The sequence below is a fragment of the Streptomyces sp. NPDC007162 genome, from assembly GCF_040634175.1.
GTDB lineage: Bacteria > Actinomycetota > Actinomycetes > Streptomycetales > Streptomycetaceae > Streptomyces.
This window is the reverse complement of the sequence record NZ_JBEYFC010000232.1, coordinates 1-13,364: the sequence shown is the minus strand read 5'-3', so window position 1 is coordinate 13,364 and position 13,364 is coordinate 1. Positions and strand designations below refer to the sequence as shown.

The 13,364-nt window shown below is 71.1% G+C and carries 7 protein-coding genes and 4 tRNA genes; 2 read left to right on the top strand and 9 right to left on the bottom strand.

Annotated features, from left to right (window positions below; translation table 11 throughout):
• Window positions 1-34: 34 nt before the first annotated feature.
• The 9 genes from ABZ646_RS25480 to ABZ646_RS25440 form a co-directional block, all read right to left on the bottom strand.
• Window positions 35-109, bottom strand: a tRNA-Asp gene (locus ABZ646_RS25480).
• A gap of 93 nt (window positions 110-202) precedes the next feature.
• A complete protein-coding gene (gene hrpA / locus ABZ646_RS25475) occupies window positions 203-4,147 on the bottom strand; it encodes an ATP-dependent RNA helicase HrpA (protein ID WP_360523187.1) in 3,945 nt (1,314 codons plus the stop codon).
• Between the two features lie 77 nt (window positions 4,148-4,224).
• Complete coding sequence (locus ABZ646_RS25470) at window positions 4,225-4,584, bottom strand: hypothetical protein (protein WP_360523184.1); 360 nt, start codon at window positions 4,582-4,584, stop codon at window positions 4,225-4,227.
• A 94-nt stretch (window positions 4,585-4,678) separates the two neighbouring features.
• Window positions 4,679-7,519 carry a PKD domain-containing protein gene (locus tag ABZ646_RS25465; protein WP_360523182.1) on the bottom strand — a complete coding sequence of 947 codons (2,841 nt, stop codon included), beginning with the start codon at window positions 7,517-7,519 and terminating at the stop codon, window positions 4,679-4,681.
• Between the two features lie 169 nt (window positions 7,520-7,688).
• Window positions 7,689-7,765, bottom strand: a tRNA-Phe gene (locus ABZ646_RS25460).
• A gap of 24 nt (window positions 7,766-7,789) precedes the next feature.
• Window positions 7,790-7,864, bottom strand: a tRNA-Asp gene (locus ABZ646_RS25455).
• 38 nt (window positions 7,865-7,902) lie between these two features.
• Window positions 7,903-7,975, bottom strand: a tRNA-Glu gene (locus ABZ646_RS25450).
• 138 nt (window positions 7,976-8,113) lie between these two features.
• Window positions 8,114-9,574 (bottom strand): metallophosphoesterase, encoded by a 1,461-nt coding sequence (locus tag ABZ646_RS25445; RefSeq protein ID WP_360523179.1) that lies wholly within the window; start codon window positions 9,572-9,574, stop codon window positions 8,114-8,116.
• A gap of 68 nt (window positions 9,575-9,642) precedes the next feature.
• Window positions 9,643-9,993 carry a metallopeptidase family protein gene (locus ABZ646_RS25440; RefSeq protein ID WP_360523176.1) on the bottom strand — a complete coding sequence of 117 codons (351 nt, stop codon included), beginning with the start codon at window positions 9,991-9,993 and terminating at the stop codon, window positions 9,643-9,645.
• A 218-nt stretch (window positions 9,994-10,211) separates the two neighbouring features.
• Between ABZ646_RS25440 and ABZ646_RS25435 the strand changes: the two genes are divergently transcribed.
• Window positions 10,212-10,742, top strand: coding sequence for a hypothetical protein (locus ABZ646_RS25435; RefSeq protein ID WP_360523173.1), 531 nt, complete (start codon window positions 10,212-10,214; stop codon window positions 10,740-10,742).
• A 286-nt stretch (window positions 10,743-11,028) separates the two neighbouring features.
• Window positions 11,029-13,242: a DEAD/DEAH box helicase gene (locus ABZ646_RS25430; RefSeq protein ID WP_360523170.1), complete on the top strand. Its 2,214-nt coding sequence runs from the start codon at window positions 11,029-11,031 to the stop codon at window positions 13,240-13,242.
• Window positions 13,243-13,364: the final 122 nt, after the last annotated feature.

The following is a 13,364-nucleotide window of genomic DNA, read 5'->3' as shown; positions in this document are numbered from 1 at the left end:
GCTTCCCTCGCGGGATGCGGGCCTCGGTTTCTTGCGGTCCTGACGGGATTTGAACCCGCGGCCTCCACCTTGACAGGGTGGCGAGCACTCCAAACTGCTCCACAGGACCAGGTTTCGCGGCACTTTGTCTGCGCTGTGCTGCGAGAAGGACTGTACAGGAGTGGGAGGGCGCTGGTCGAACTCACCGTGCGTGAGCGGTCTGTTACGGAGCCGCCGTGTCGATCGCCTTCACGATCCGCTTGTCGGAGATCGGGTACGCCGTGCCCAGCGCGTGCGCGAAGTAGCTGACCCGGAGCTCCTCCAGCATCCAGCGGATGTCCAGGACCTGCTGCGGCACCGGCCGCCCGCGCGGGAGCTGCTCCAGGAGCCAGGCGTACTCGTCCTGCATCTCGTGGACCTTCTCCATGCGGGTGGTGTCCCGCTGGACGTTCGTCGGCATCTGCTGGAGACGGCGGTCTGCCGCGACCAGATAGCGCATCAGGTCGGGCAGGCGTCGTATCCCGGCCCACGTCACGAAACCCGGCTTCACCAGGGCGTCCAGCTGCTTGCGGACGTCCGTGAGGTTCGCGAGCAGCGCGGGGCTCCGGACGCCCTTCAGACGCCGCTCACAGGCCTGCCAGGCGGCGAGCACCTGCTGCACCTGGCCGACGGTCCGGACCGTCGTGTCGACGATCTCGGCGCGCACCTTGTCGTACAGCTTCCGGTACGACTCCTCGTCCCACACCGGTCCGCCGAAGTCGGCGATCAGCTTGTCGGCCGCCGCCATCGCGCAGTCGTCGAACAGGGCCTGGATCGTGCCGTGCGGGTTGGCGGACAGCGCGAGCTTCTGCGCGTTCGTCAGCTTCTCCGAGGCGAACTTGGCGGGGTTCACCGGGATGTTGCGGAGGATGAGCCGGCGCGTGCCCTTCCACATCGCCTCGGCCTGCTCCTCCTCGGTGTCGAAGAGGCGTACGGAGACCGTGTCGCCGTCGTCCACGAGGGCCGGGTACGCCTTCACCGGCTGTCCGGCCCGACGCGTCTCGAAGACACGGGTGAGCGAGCCGATCGTCCAGTCGGTGAGCCCCTTGCGTTCCAGGGACTCGCCGCCCGCACGGGACGCGGTGGCGGCCGCCGCCTGCGAGAGGGCCTGGCGTGCCCTGGGCTTCAGCCGGAGCCGCAGCGTCTCCAGGTCCTTGTCCTCGGCCAGCTTCCGGCGCCGTTCGTCGATGATCCGGAACGTGATCTTCAGGTGGTCCGGGACCTTCGCCCAGTCGAAGTCCTCGGCCTCGAAGGGGACGCCGACCATCCGCTTGAGCTCGCGGGCCATGGTCACGGTGAGGGGTTCCTGCAGCGGGACCGCCGCGTCCAGGAAGCGTTTCGCGAAGTTCGGCGCGGGCACGTAGTTGCGGCGGATCGGCTTGGGGAGGGTGCGGATCAGTTCCGTGACCACCTCTTCCCTGAGGCCGGGGATCTGCCAGTCGAACCCCTCGTCCGTGACCTGGTTGAGCACCTGGAGCGGGATGTGGACCGTCACACCGTCCGCGTCCGCACCCGGCTCGAACTGGTACGTCACCCGGAACGTGAGCTGCCCCTGCCGCCAGGAGTCCGGATAGTCGGCCTTGGTGACCGCCTCCGCCGACTCCCGGATCAGCATCTCCCGCTCGAAGTCCAGGTACTCCGGCTGCTCGTGCCGCTTGTGCTTCCACCAGGAGTCGAAGTGCGCGCCGGAGACGACGTGTTCGGGCACCCGCTGGTCGTAGAAGTCGAAGAGCGTGTCGTCGTCGACGACGATGTCCCGGCGCCGGGCGCGGTGTTCGAGTTCCTCGACCTCGCTCAGCAGCCTGCGGTTGTCGGAGAAGAACTTGTGGTGGGTGCGCCAGTCGCCCTCCACCAGAGCGTTGCGAATGAAAAGTTCACGGCTGATCTCCGGGTCGATCCGGCCGTAGTTGACCTTCCGGTCGGCGACGATCGGCACGCCGTACAGCGTCACCTTCTCGAACGCCATCACGGCCGCCTGGTCCTTCTCCCAGTGCGGTTCGCTGTACGTCCGCTTCAGGAGGTGCCCGGCGAGCGGCTCGACCCACTCCGGCTCGATCTTCGCGTTGACCCGTGCCCAGAGCCGCGAGGTCTCCACCAGCTCGGCCGACATCACGAACCGGGGGGTCTTCTTGAACAGCGCCGAGCCGGGGAAGATCGCGAACTTCGCGTTCCGTGCGCCCAGGTACTCGTTCTTCGCGCCGTCCTTCACGTCCTTCATGCCGATGTGGGACAGCAGCCCGGCGAGCAGGGAGACGTGCACGCGGTCGCCGGGGGCGTCCTCCTCGTTGAGGTGGATGCCCATCTGCTTGGCGACCGTGCGCAGCTGGGTGTAGATGTCCTGCCATTCGCGGATGCGCAGGAAGTTGAGGTACTCCTGCTTGCACATCCGCCGGAAGGAGCTGGAACCGCGCTCCTTCTGCTGCTCCCTGATGTACTTCCACAGGTTGAGGAAGGCGAGGAAGTCGCTGGTCTCGTCCCGGAAGCGGGCATGCTGCTGGTCGGCCTGGGTCTGCTTGTCGGCCGGGCGCTCGCGCGGGTCCTGGATGGAGAGCGCGGCGGCGATGACCATGACCTCGCGGACACAGCCGTTCTTGTCGGCCTCCAGGACCATGCGGGCGAGCCGCGGGTCGACCGGCAGCTGGGCCAGCTTGCGGCCGCTGTCGGTGAGCCGCTTGCGGACGTCCTTCTCGTCCGGGTTCAGCGCGCCCAGCTCCTGGAGCAGCTGCACGCCGTCGCGGATGTTGCGGTGGTCCGGCGGGTCGATGAAGGGGAACTTCTCGATGTCGCCGAGGCCGGCCGCGGTCATCTGGAGGATGACGGAGGCGAGGTTCGTGCGCAGGATCTCGGCGTCGGTGAACTCCGGCCGGGCGAGGAAGTCCTCCTCGTCGTACAGCCGGATGCAGATGCCGTCGGACGTACGGCCGCAGCGGCCCTTGCGCTGGTTGGCGCTGGCCTGGCTGACCGGCTCGATGGGCAGCCGCTGCACCTTGGTGCGGTGGCTGTAGCGGCTGATCCGGGCGAAGCCGGGGTCGATGACGTACTTGATGCCGGGGACGGTGAGCGAGGTCTCGGCCACGTTGGTGGCCAGCACGATCCGGCGGCCGGTGTGCGGCTGGAAGACCCGGTGCTGCTCGGCGTGCGAGAGCCGGGCGTAGAGCGGGAGGACCTCGGTGAACCGGTAGTTCTTCCTGGTGAGCGCGTCGGCGGTGTCCCGGATCTCCCGCTCGCCCGAGAGGAAGACGAGGATGTCGCCCTGCCCCTCGCCCTGGAGCTCCTCCACGGCGTCGCAGATGGCGGTGATCTGGTCCCGGTCGGCGTCCTCGGACTCGTCCTCGAGGAGTGGCCGGTAGCGCACCTCCACGGGGTACGTCCGCCCGCTCACCTCGACGATCGGGGCGTCGCCGAAGTGCCGGGAGAAGCGCTCGGGGTCGATGGTGGCGGAGGTGATGACCACCTTCAGGTCCGGGCGCTTCGGCAGCAGCTGGGCCAGGTAGCCCAGCAGGAAGTCGATGTTGAGGGACCGCTCGTGGGCCTCGTCGATGATGATCGTGTCGTAGGCGCGCAGCTCGCGGTCGGTCTGGATCTCGGCGAGCAGGATGCCGTCCGTCATCAGCTTGATGAAGGTGGCGTCCGGGTTCACCTGGTCGGTGAAGCGGACCTTCCAGCCGACGGCCTCCCCGAGGGGCGTGCGCAGTTCCTCGGCGACGCGCTCGGCGACGGTACGGGCGGCGATCCGGCGGGGCTGGGTGTGCCCGATCATGCCGCGCACCCCCCGTCCCAGCTCCAGACAGATCTTCGGGATCTGGGTGGTCTTGCCGGAGCCGGTCTCACCGGCCACGATCACGACCTGGTGGTCGCGGATCGCGGCGGCGATCTCGTCCTTCTTCTGGCTGACGGGCAGCTGCTCGGGATACGACACGGCGGGCACGACGGTGCGCCGGCCGGCCATCCGTTCCTCGGCCCTGGCCACCTCTGCCTCGATCTCGGCGAGGACGGCGGCGCGGGCCTCCGGCTTACGGATCTTGCGCGCGCCTTCCAGCCTGCGCCCGAGCCGGTGCGCGTCGCGCAGCGAGAGCTCGGTCAGGCGAGGGGCGAGGGCGCCGAGGGCGGGAGCGGGGTGCGTAGACATACGCGGTCCAGGATCTCACCTCGGGGAAATCCATGGCGAACGCTTTTGCCTCCGGCGGTTCGGCCGGGACACGGGGGTCACTGAGCGCGCTGCGCGGGCGGGGTGGGGGCGGCCGGGGCCGGGGTGGTGGGTGATGTGGTGGGGGCCGGGTGGGGGGTGGTGGCGTGGGTGGCGGCCGCGGCCGAGGAGACGATCGACTTCGCCGTGTTGGACACCGCCTTGATCCCCAGGTAGGCCGTGGTCATGCTGCTCACCGCGGTGAACGCGGCGGTGAGCACGCCGATGATCACCGAAGTGTCGCCGTCCAGCTGCCAGACCCCGAAGACCGCGACCGCGGCGATGGCGAGATTGCTGATGACGACGGCGAGCAGCCCGTAGCGCGCCCGGGTCCTCTCCAGCTCGACGTCCTGGCTGACTCTGTCCTGGTCCCCGCTCATCGTCCCCGCCCTCTTGTCCCTCAGGTCCCTGCTGGTCCTCTGGTCCGTTCCGACGACGCAGAAAGTAGCGTCGCGCGCCCGTGCCGCCAAGCGGTCAGCCCGCCGGGACCGCTTCGTAGGCTCCGAGGAGGTCGGCGCTGACGTTCACCGGGCCGGCACCGGCGTTGTAGAGGTCGATCTCGCCGTCGGTGCCGACCTTGACCAGCGCGCCGCCGGTCGCGCTGTGCCCCTTCGTGAAGTTCAGCGAGCAGACGCCGGGGCGTGCGCCGCCGTCGGCGTAGGCGACGAGGTAGCCGCTGCCGGACGGGGCGGGCACGGTGAGATTCAGGTCGGCGGCGGTGACCCCGCTCGCCGGTACCCCGTGGGCGCCGGTGACCTTGAGCTTGACGGTGGCGTGGGCGGCGATCCTGAGGGCCGTGCGGGTGGGGGTGGCGGGCAGGAACTCGGAGCCGTTCGCCGTGCTGCCGTACCAGCCGACGAGGTCCGCGACGAGGTGCGCCGACGCCCTGCTCTCGTTGTGCAGGACGACCTTGCCGTCGTGCACGGGGATCACGACCTGGGCGGTGGCGGTCTGCCCGGTGGTCCAGTGGGGGCCGCTCACGGCGGAGTCGCCGGTGCCGTGCGTGGCGACGGTGAGGTCGCCGGACGCCTTGGTGGTGGTGGCCGTGACGCCGAGGACCACCGCGTCCGCCCCCGCCGGGACACCGTGGGTGCCGCCGACCGTCAGCGTGACCGAGTGGCCGCCGGCGACCGGGCTGTGCACGCCGCCGGTGCCGGTGCGGGTGTCGAGCAGGCGGACCGGAGCGGCCGGGTGGTAGGCGTCGGCGTACTGGGCGTGCGACTGGAGGCCGACCGTGGCGACGTCGACCGTCACCGCGCCGGTGCTCGCGTTGTAGAGGTCGACCGAGCCGGTCGGGGTGACCCGCACCGTCGTCTCGGCGGTGGCCGTACGGCCCGGTTCGAAGCTGATGCCGGCGGTGTTCGGGCGGGTGGTGCCGTGGGCGTACAGGGTGAGCGCGCCGCTCGCCTTCGCGTTGCCGGTGACGAGCTGGAGCTGTACCGCGTCCACGCCGTTCGAGTCGGCCCGCAGGGTGGCCGCCGAGAGCTTGAGGACGCCGTGCGCGGCGATCGTCTTCTCGGTGTCGTACGCCGGGGACACGGCGACGAAGGCGTCCGCGGCGTGGAAGACGGTGGTGGCGGTGGTGGTGCGGCCGAGCAGGTCGGTCTGGGTGAGGGTGGCGCTGTAGGTGCCGGGGGCCGGGTACTGGTGCGTCGTCTCCGTGGCGTCGACGGCCAGGTTGTCCTGGGTGCCGTCCCCGTACTGGAGGGTCCGGTAGGCGACCTCCCACGCGTCGGCGGGTGCCGGCACCGCGAACCGTGCGGAGCCCGCGTCGACCTGCCCGTTCGCGGTGTCCGGGGCGGCGGACAGGTCGGCGGCGGGGGGTGCGGCCGTACCCGCCGCCACCCCGGCGTAGGACTTCTGGGCGGTCGTCCCGTCGGGTTCGGTGAACGTGATGCGCGGGTGGTACAGCCCCGGCGCGCTGTAGGTGTGCGTGACCGGGGTGCCGGGGGTGCCGGTGGCCGGGTCGCTGCCGTCGCCGAAGTCGACCGAGTAGGTGAGGGCCGCGCCCCAGGAGCTGGTCGCGTCGGTCTTCAGGGAGATGCCGAGCGGTGCGAGCCCCTTGGGGGGCGTCGGGACGTCGTCGGACGCGATGGTGAGGGTGTCCTGTCGTTCCAGGGCGCCCCGGTCGGGGTGGGTGGTGCCGGTGCCGGTGTTGGCGACCAGGAGGTCGTCGACGCGTGGATGCCCCGTGAGGTCGGTGCTGAGTTCGCCGGGCGCGGTGGCGTCGGCCGAGTCGATCAGGGGCGAGTGCTCGGGCAGCGGCCCCGGGTAGGCCGTGACGCCGTCGATGTCATGCGTGCCCTGGCCGGTCCCCTCCCGGAACGCCGCGCTGGTGGTGTAGGCGGTGCCGGCCCAGGAGTACTCGGTGCGGGCCGGCCCGGAACCGGAAGAGGACCGGGCGGTCGCCGCCACGTTGTAGTCGGCGGTGACCTGGTTCGCGGAGTCCGCCGGCACCGCGTAGAGCGGAGCGGTCGGCGCCGGACAGCTCCCGGTCTGCATGGAGCCGTTGGTGATGGCCACGTTGTTCTCCACCACCCCGGAGCTCCCGCCGTCCAGCGAGATCCCGGTGGCGCAGGGGGCGAAGACGGTGTTGCTGGTGACATCCGTGTCGGCGGCCCCCGACACCACGATGCCGCCCTGCTGCCCGATGAAGATCAGGTTGCTCGTGACGGTGATCCGGGCCGCTCCCGGCTGCACCCGCACGCCGTACGCGGTGCTGGGGTTGAGCGTGTTCCGTGACAGGGTCACGTCCGAGGAGGTGCCGTCGACGCCGATCGCCGTCCCGGTGACGGGAACCGTCGGGGCCGTGTTCTCGACCGTCAGCTGGTCCAGGGTCACGTGGTCGGACCCGGTCACCGCCACCACGTCCGAGTGGTGCTCGTCGCGGAAGGTCAGCGACTCGACCCGTACGTCGTGCACGCCCTTCAGGGTCAGCGCCGGTGCGGAGGCGGGGGTGGCGAGCACCGTCTTCAGACGGCTGGAGAGGGGCGCTCCGCTGAACGTGATCGGCTTGTCGCTGGTCCCCGACCGGGTGAGGATCACTGTTTCCGGGTGCGGTGACATCGAGTAGTCCCCGAGGATCCGGACCGTGTCCCCGGGTTCGACCACGTCCGCGGCGGTCTGTACGGAACAGAACGGCCGACTCTCCGTCCCCGGCCCGCTGTCCGTGCACGTGAGGCTCTGGTTGTTGACGTACAGCGTCCGGTCCGGCCCCGGATCCGCCACCGCCGCCGCGGCACCCCAGCCACTCATCACCCCCGCCACGACGATCGCGGCGAGGGACGGTCCTACGGCGGGGCGGCGTCTGTGCACGGGGGTCTCCACGGAGCGTTCGCGGGTGTGGCACGCGTTGACATGCAGCCGTCATGCTCGCAGCGCGATCTCAAAGGAATGCCATGATCCGCCCCCGTCTTGCTCAAAACGATGTCGCCCGGCGGTGCGCATGAGAACAGCCCCTCCGGAATCCCGGAGGGGCTGTTTGTGGTGGCTGGGGCCGGGGTCGAACCGGCGACCTATCGCTTTTCAGGCGATCGCTCGTACCAACTGAGCTACCCAGCCACGAGGTTTCACGTGAAACCTCAGCGGTCCTGACGGGATTTGAACCCGCGGCCTCCACCTTGACAGGGTGGCGAGCACTCCAAACTGCTCCACAGGACCAAGCTGTTGTGTGCAACAGTGTCGCACACGATCTTGCGTGCCCCCAACGGGATTCGAACCCGTGCTACCGCCTTGAAAGGGCGGCGTCCTAGGCCGCTAGACGATGAGGGCTATCGGCCCGCCTGGGCGCTTCTCAGCGCGTCGGGGACGTGAGAAGCATATGGGATGGCGGGGAGTATCGCCAAAACGGTTTACGGCGACGAGGGCGACGGGGTGGCTCCGGCCGGCCCGCGGCGGAGCGCTGACCGGTCAGGTGGCCGGGAGATGGCGGCTGACCTCGGCCGTCGTCTGGCCGAGACCGCCCAGCCTGATCGCGTCCCAGGCCTGGAGGCGGTGGGTGTCCCGGTCGAAGTAGAGGATCGAGGCCTCGACGGGGTCCGGGTACTTGCCCTCCACGGCGCGCAGCCCGCTGCCGCCCGTGGAACCCTCCACCCGCAGCCGGGTGCCGTGCGGCAGCAGTTCCGTCTGCTCGTGGTGGATGTGCCCGGCCAGCACCAGGGGCACCTCGCCGTCCGTCATCCGGGCCGCCGTCGGCTCGTGCGCGATCGCCACGTCCACCGGGGTGCCGCCCGCCCGCTGCTCCCGCAGGGCCGTGGCCAGGCGGTCCCCGGCGCGTTCCTCGGCCGCGTCACCGCCGGGCACGGTCGAGCGGTCCGGGGTGAACTGGGGATCGCCGACACCGGCGAAGCGCAGGCCGCCGATCGTCTCGGCCCGGCCGTCGTCCAGGACGTGCACGTTCCGCATGCGGGACAGGTAGCGCTGGGTGACGCGCGAGTCGTGGTTCCCGCGGACCCAGACGTAGGGCACGCCGAGGTCCTTGATCGGGTCCAGGAAGCCGTTCTCGGCCGCCGTGCCGTGGTCCATGGTGTCGCCGGAGTCCACGATCACGTTCACCTTGTACTGCTCCACCAGCGACGCGATGATCTTCCAGCTCGCGGGGTTGAGGTGGATGTCGGAGACGTGCAGGACACGCAGGGTGGCCGGGTCGGGCGAGTAGGCGGGAAGCGTGGACGTGACGTCGTACAGCTTCGTCACGTTCGTCACCAGGCGGGCCAGCTCCTTCTGGTAGACGTCGAAGTCGGTGACGATGCTGCGCGCGTTGCCGACCAGGGCCGGGGCGGAGGAGAGCAGACCGGAGAACCTCGGTTCCAGGACCGACTCGGGGTTCCAGGTGGCGTACGCGGTCGCGCCGGACGTGGCCAGCAGGGCCAGGGCGAGGCCGCCGGCGGCGAGGGCGCGGCGCGGGCGGCGGTAGACCGCGAGGCCGAGGGCGGTGGCGCCGGCCACCACGGCCACGCAGGAGCGTTCGGCCAGGTCGAGGGTGCCGTGCTCGACGTCGTGGGCGACCTCGTCCTGGAGCCCGGCGAGGCGCTCGGGGTGGTCGACGAGGGCCTGGGAGCGGACCGGATCCAGCTGGTCGACGTTGACGTCGAGACGGACCGGTCCGGAGTGGGTGTCCAGATAGAGGGCGCCCAGCGGGGAGACGTTGATCTTCGTGCCCCCGTCGAGGGACGGGCGCAGGGTCATCGTGGTGTCCATCGGGCCGACCTGGGTGCGGACGTTCCCGACGATCAGGAGGCCCAGCCAGGCGCCCAGGAGGACGACGGCCGCCAGGCCGAGGACGCGGCTCCAGGCGGGCGGTTCGTGTGCGTGCGGGTCGAGTTCCAGGACGGGCGGACGGGCTTGGGCTCGGGTACGGGCGCGGGCCATTGGGGCCGTATGCCCAGGCTCGGGGGTTGATATGCGACGGTTCGCGGCCGCCTGTCACCGGGCCGGGGTCAGCCCCAGCCCAGTTCGTGAAGGCGTTCGTCGTTGATGCCGAAGTGGTGGGCGATCTCGTGGATCACGGTCACGGCGACCTCGTGCACCACGTCCTCGGAGGTCTCGCAGCAGCGCAGCGTGGGACCCATGTAGATCGAGACGCGGTCCGGGAGCACGCCGGCGTACCACTCACCCCGGTCGGTGAGCGGGGTCCCCTCGTACAGGCCCAGCAACTCGGGGTCGTCGGCCGGGGGCTCGTCCTCGACGAACACGGCGACGTTGTCCATCACCCGGGTCAGCTCCGGTGGGATCCGGTCCAGGGCCTCGCTCACGAGTTCCTCGAACGCTTCGCGTGTCATCTCCAGCACACGGCCATTGTCGGGGACGGAGCGCGCGGGTGGTGGGGTGTCGGGGTGCCGGCTTCGGGACCGGCGCTCCCGGGTCCGCGGCGCCGCACCGAGCGGCGCGGGCCGTGTGGCGGGGCGATGCTTCGGTCGTTTGTCCCCGGTGTGCGGTCAGCGTGTCCTCTTGCGGGCGGCGGGAGTTGGGCAGGTCGACTTCTTACTTCCCCCCGGAGGTGGCCGCCGTGCGCCCCTTGAACGTACCCGTCCGTCTGGTCGTCGCGGTGATGGCCGTCGCGGCCGCCGCCGGCTGTGTGAACGTGGGCGACGACGCGGGGAAGGCCAAGCCGTCGCACTCCGCGGGGCACCGGGGCGGTGAGGCGGTCGACGGGGGCTCCGGGGTGTCCGGTGCGGGCGGTGCGGGGCACGGTGGTGTGGTGGCCGACGGGAAGCGGGGGCACGCGGGGAAGCCGAGGCCGGGGGAGTCGGCATCGGCGTCCGGGCAGCCCGCGCAGGACGGCGACAGCTCGGGGCCGGACGCGCCGGTGCAGCCCGGGAAGAGTGCGGTGCCGGGGGTGCCCGCCGGGCCGCCGACGGGCGACCCGGCGTCCCCCACGCCCCCTGCGGTCACCCCCACCCCGCCCCCGGCCTCGCCCCCGCCGCCGCCCCCGGTGAGCGACCCGCCGTCGGCCGAACCCTCCTCGTCGGCACACGAGGAGACGGGGCCGCAGCTCGTCCAACGGGAACCGGCACCGGCGGCGGGGACCCCTGCGTAGGGGCGGGAAGAAGTCGCGGGGTTCGGGTGTTCTGGTCGTCGTCCTGCGCGTCCGGTCCGTGTGGCTGTACTGCTCTGAGCTGCGAGATTGGGGCTCGGTTTGCCTTCGGGGGTGGTAGGTGCGTATGGTGGTAGATCGTTTGATCCCATTTGCCCGGCGCCACCGCAGAGCGCGCCGTGTGGCGCGTACTCTCCCTTGCCGTGGCGGACCGCATTGAGGCGGTCGTGAGCGAATCACGGAGTTGACGGGCGCGTGCCGAAGAGACTCCGGAAGGTTTCGCATTCGCATGTCCGTGTCCAGTACTGATCAGTTCGTCGTGTCCGAGAACGAGTTCGAGAACGACGACCTGGTGACCAAGGCCTCCGAAGAGGCCGCTGACACCACCGACACCACCCCCCAGACCACCTTCGCCGACCTCGGCCTCCCCGAGGGCGTCGTGCGCAAGCTCGCACAGAACGGCGTGACCACCCCCTTCCCGATCCAGGCCGCGACCATCCCGGACGCCCTGGTCGGCAAGGACATCCTCGGCCGCGGCCGCACCGGCTCCGGCAAGACCCTCTCCTTCGGTCTGCCCACCCTGGCCACGCTGGCCGGCGGCCGCACCGAGAAGAAGCGGCCGCGTGCCGTCATCCTCACCCCGACGCGCGAGCTGGCGATGCAGGTCGCCGACGCGCTCCAGCCCTACGGCGACGTCCTCGGCCTGAAGATGAAGGTCGTCTGCGGCGGTACGTCCATGGGCAACCAGATCTACGCCCTGGAGCGCGGCGTGGACATCCTCGTCGCCACCCCGGGCCGCCTGCGCGACATCATCAACCGCGGCGCGTGCTCCCTGGAGGACGTGCAGATCGCCGTCCTCGACGAGGCCGACCAGATGTCCGACCTGGGCTTCCTGCCCGAGGTCACCGAGCTGCTCGACCAGATCCCGGCCGGCGGCCAGCGCATGCTCTTCTCCGCCACGATGGAGAACGAGATCCAGACCCTCGTCGAGCGCTACCTGAACAACCCCGTCCACCACGAGGTGGACGCGGCCCAGGGCGCGGTCACGACGATGTCGCACCACATCCTCATCGTGAAGCCCAAGGACAAGGCGCCGGTCACCGCCGCGATCGCCTCCCGCAAGGGCCGCACGATCATCTTCGTCCGCACCCAGCTGGGCGCCGACCGCGTCGCCGAGCAGCTGCGCGACTCCGGCGTGAAGGCCGACGCGCTGCACGGTGGCATGACCCAGGGCGCCCGGACCCGCACCCTCGCCGACTTCAAGGACGGGTACGTCAACGTCCTCGTCGCCACCGACGTCGCCGCGCGCGGCATCCACGTCGACGGCATCGACCTGGTCCTCAACGTCGACCCGGCCGGTGACCACAAGGACTACCTGCACCGCGCGGGCCGCACCGCCCGGGCCGGCCGCACCGGCACCGTCGTGTCGCTCTCCCTCCCGCACCAGCGGCGCCAGATCTTCCGCCTGATGGAGGACGCGGGCGTCGACGCCGGGCGTCACATCATCAACTCCGGTACGGCCTTCGAGCCCGAGGTCGCCGAGATCACCGGCGCCCGTTCGATGACCGAGGTCCAGGCCGAGTCCGCGGGCAACGCGGCGCAGCAGGCCGAGCGTGAGGTCGCCCAGCTCACCAAGGAGCTGGAGCGGGCGCAGCGCCGGGCCTCCGAGCTGCGCGAGGAGGCCGACCGCCTGGTCGCCCGGGCCGCGCGCGAGCGCGGCGACGACCCGGAGACCGTGCTCGCCGAGGCGCAGGCCGAGGCCGTGACCGCGGCGGTCGAGGAGACCGTGGCGGAGACGCAGCCGGAGGTTCCGGCGGCGCGCGACGCCCGGGACGCCCGGGACCGTGGCTTCGACCGCGACCGTCGTGACGACCGTGGTGGCCGCTCCTTCGACCGCGACCGCGGCGACCGTCCGTTCAACCGCGACCGCGACCGTGGCTTCGAGCGTCGGGACGACCGTGGCGGCCGTCCCTTCGAGCGCCGCGAAAACCGCGAGCGCGGTTTCGAACGGCGTGACGACCGCCGTGACGACCGTGGTGGCCGTTCCTTCGACCGGGACCGCGACCGCACCGACCGTCCGTTCAACCGTGACCGTCGTGACGACCGTGGTGGCGACCGTGGCGGCCGTTCCTTCGAGCGTCGTGACGACCGTGGCGGCGACCGTGGTGGCCGTTCCTTCGAGCGTCGTGACGACCGTGGCGGCGACCGCGGCGGCGACCGTGGTGGCCGCTCCTTCGACCGCGACCGCGACGACCGCGGTGGCCGTTCGTTCGAGCGTCGTGACGACCGTGGCGGCTTCCGCCGGGACGAGCGCGGTGGCCACCGTGGCAGCGACCGTCCGTTCAACCGCGACCGCCGCGACGACCGCCCCGGCTTCCGCAGCGGCGCCCACGACCGCCCCGGCCACGACCGCCCGTACGGCCGTCGTGACGACCACCGTGGTTCGTCCTCCGGCTCCTTCGGACGCCGCGACGACAAGCCGCGCTGGAAGCGCAACGGCTGACCTGCTGTGACGGCCGTCCTCTGACGGACGTTCAGTGACGAACGGCTGAGCGCCGCGCCCCGCACCGGGGCGCCGCGCTCAGCCGATTACGGGCGCCGCAGATAGGAATAGCACACGTCTGA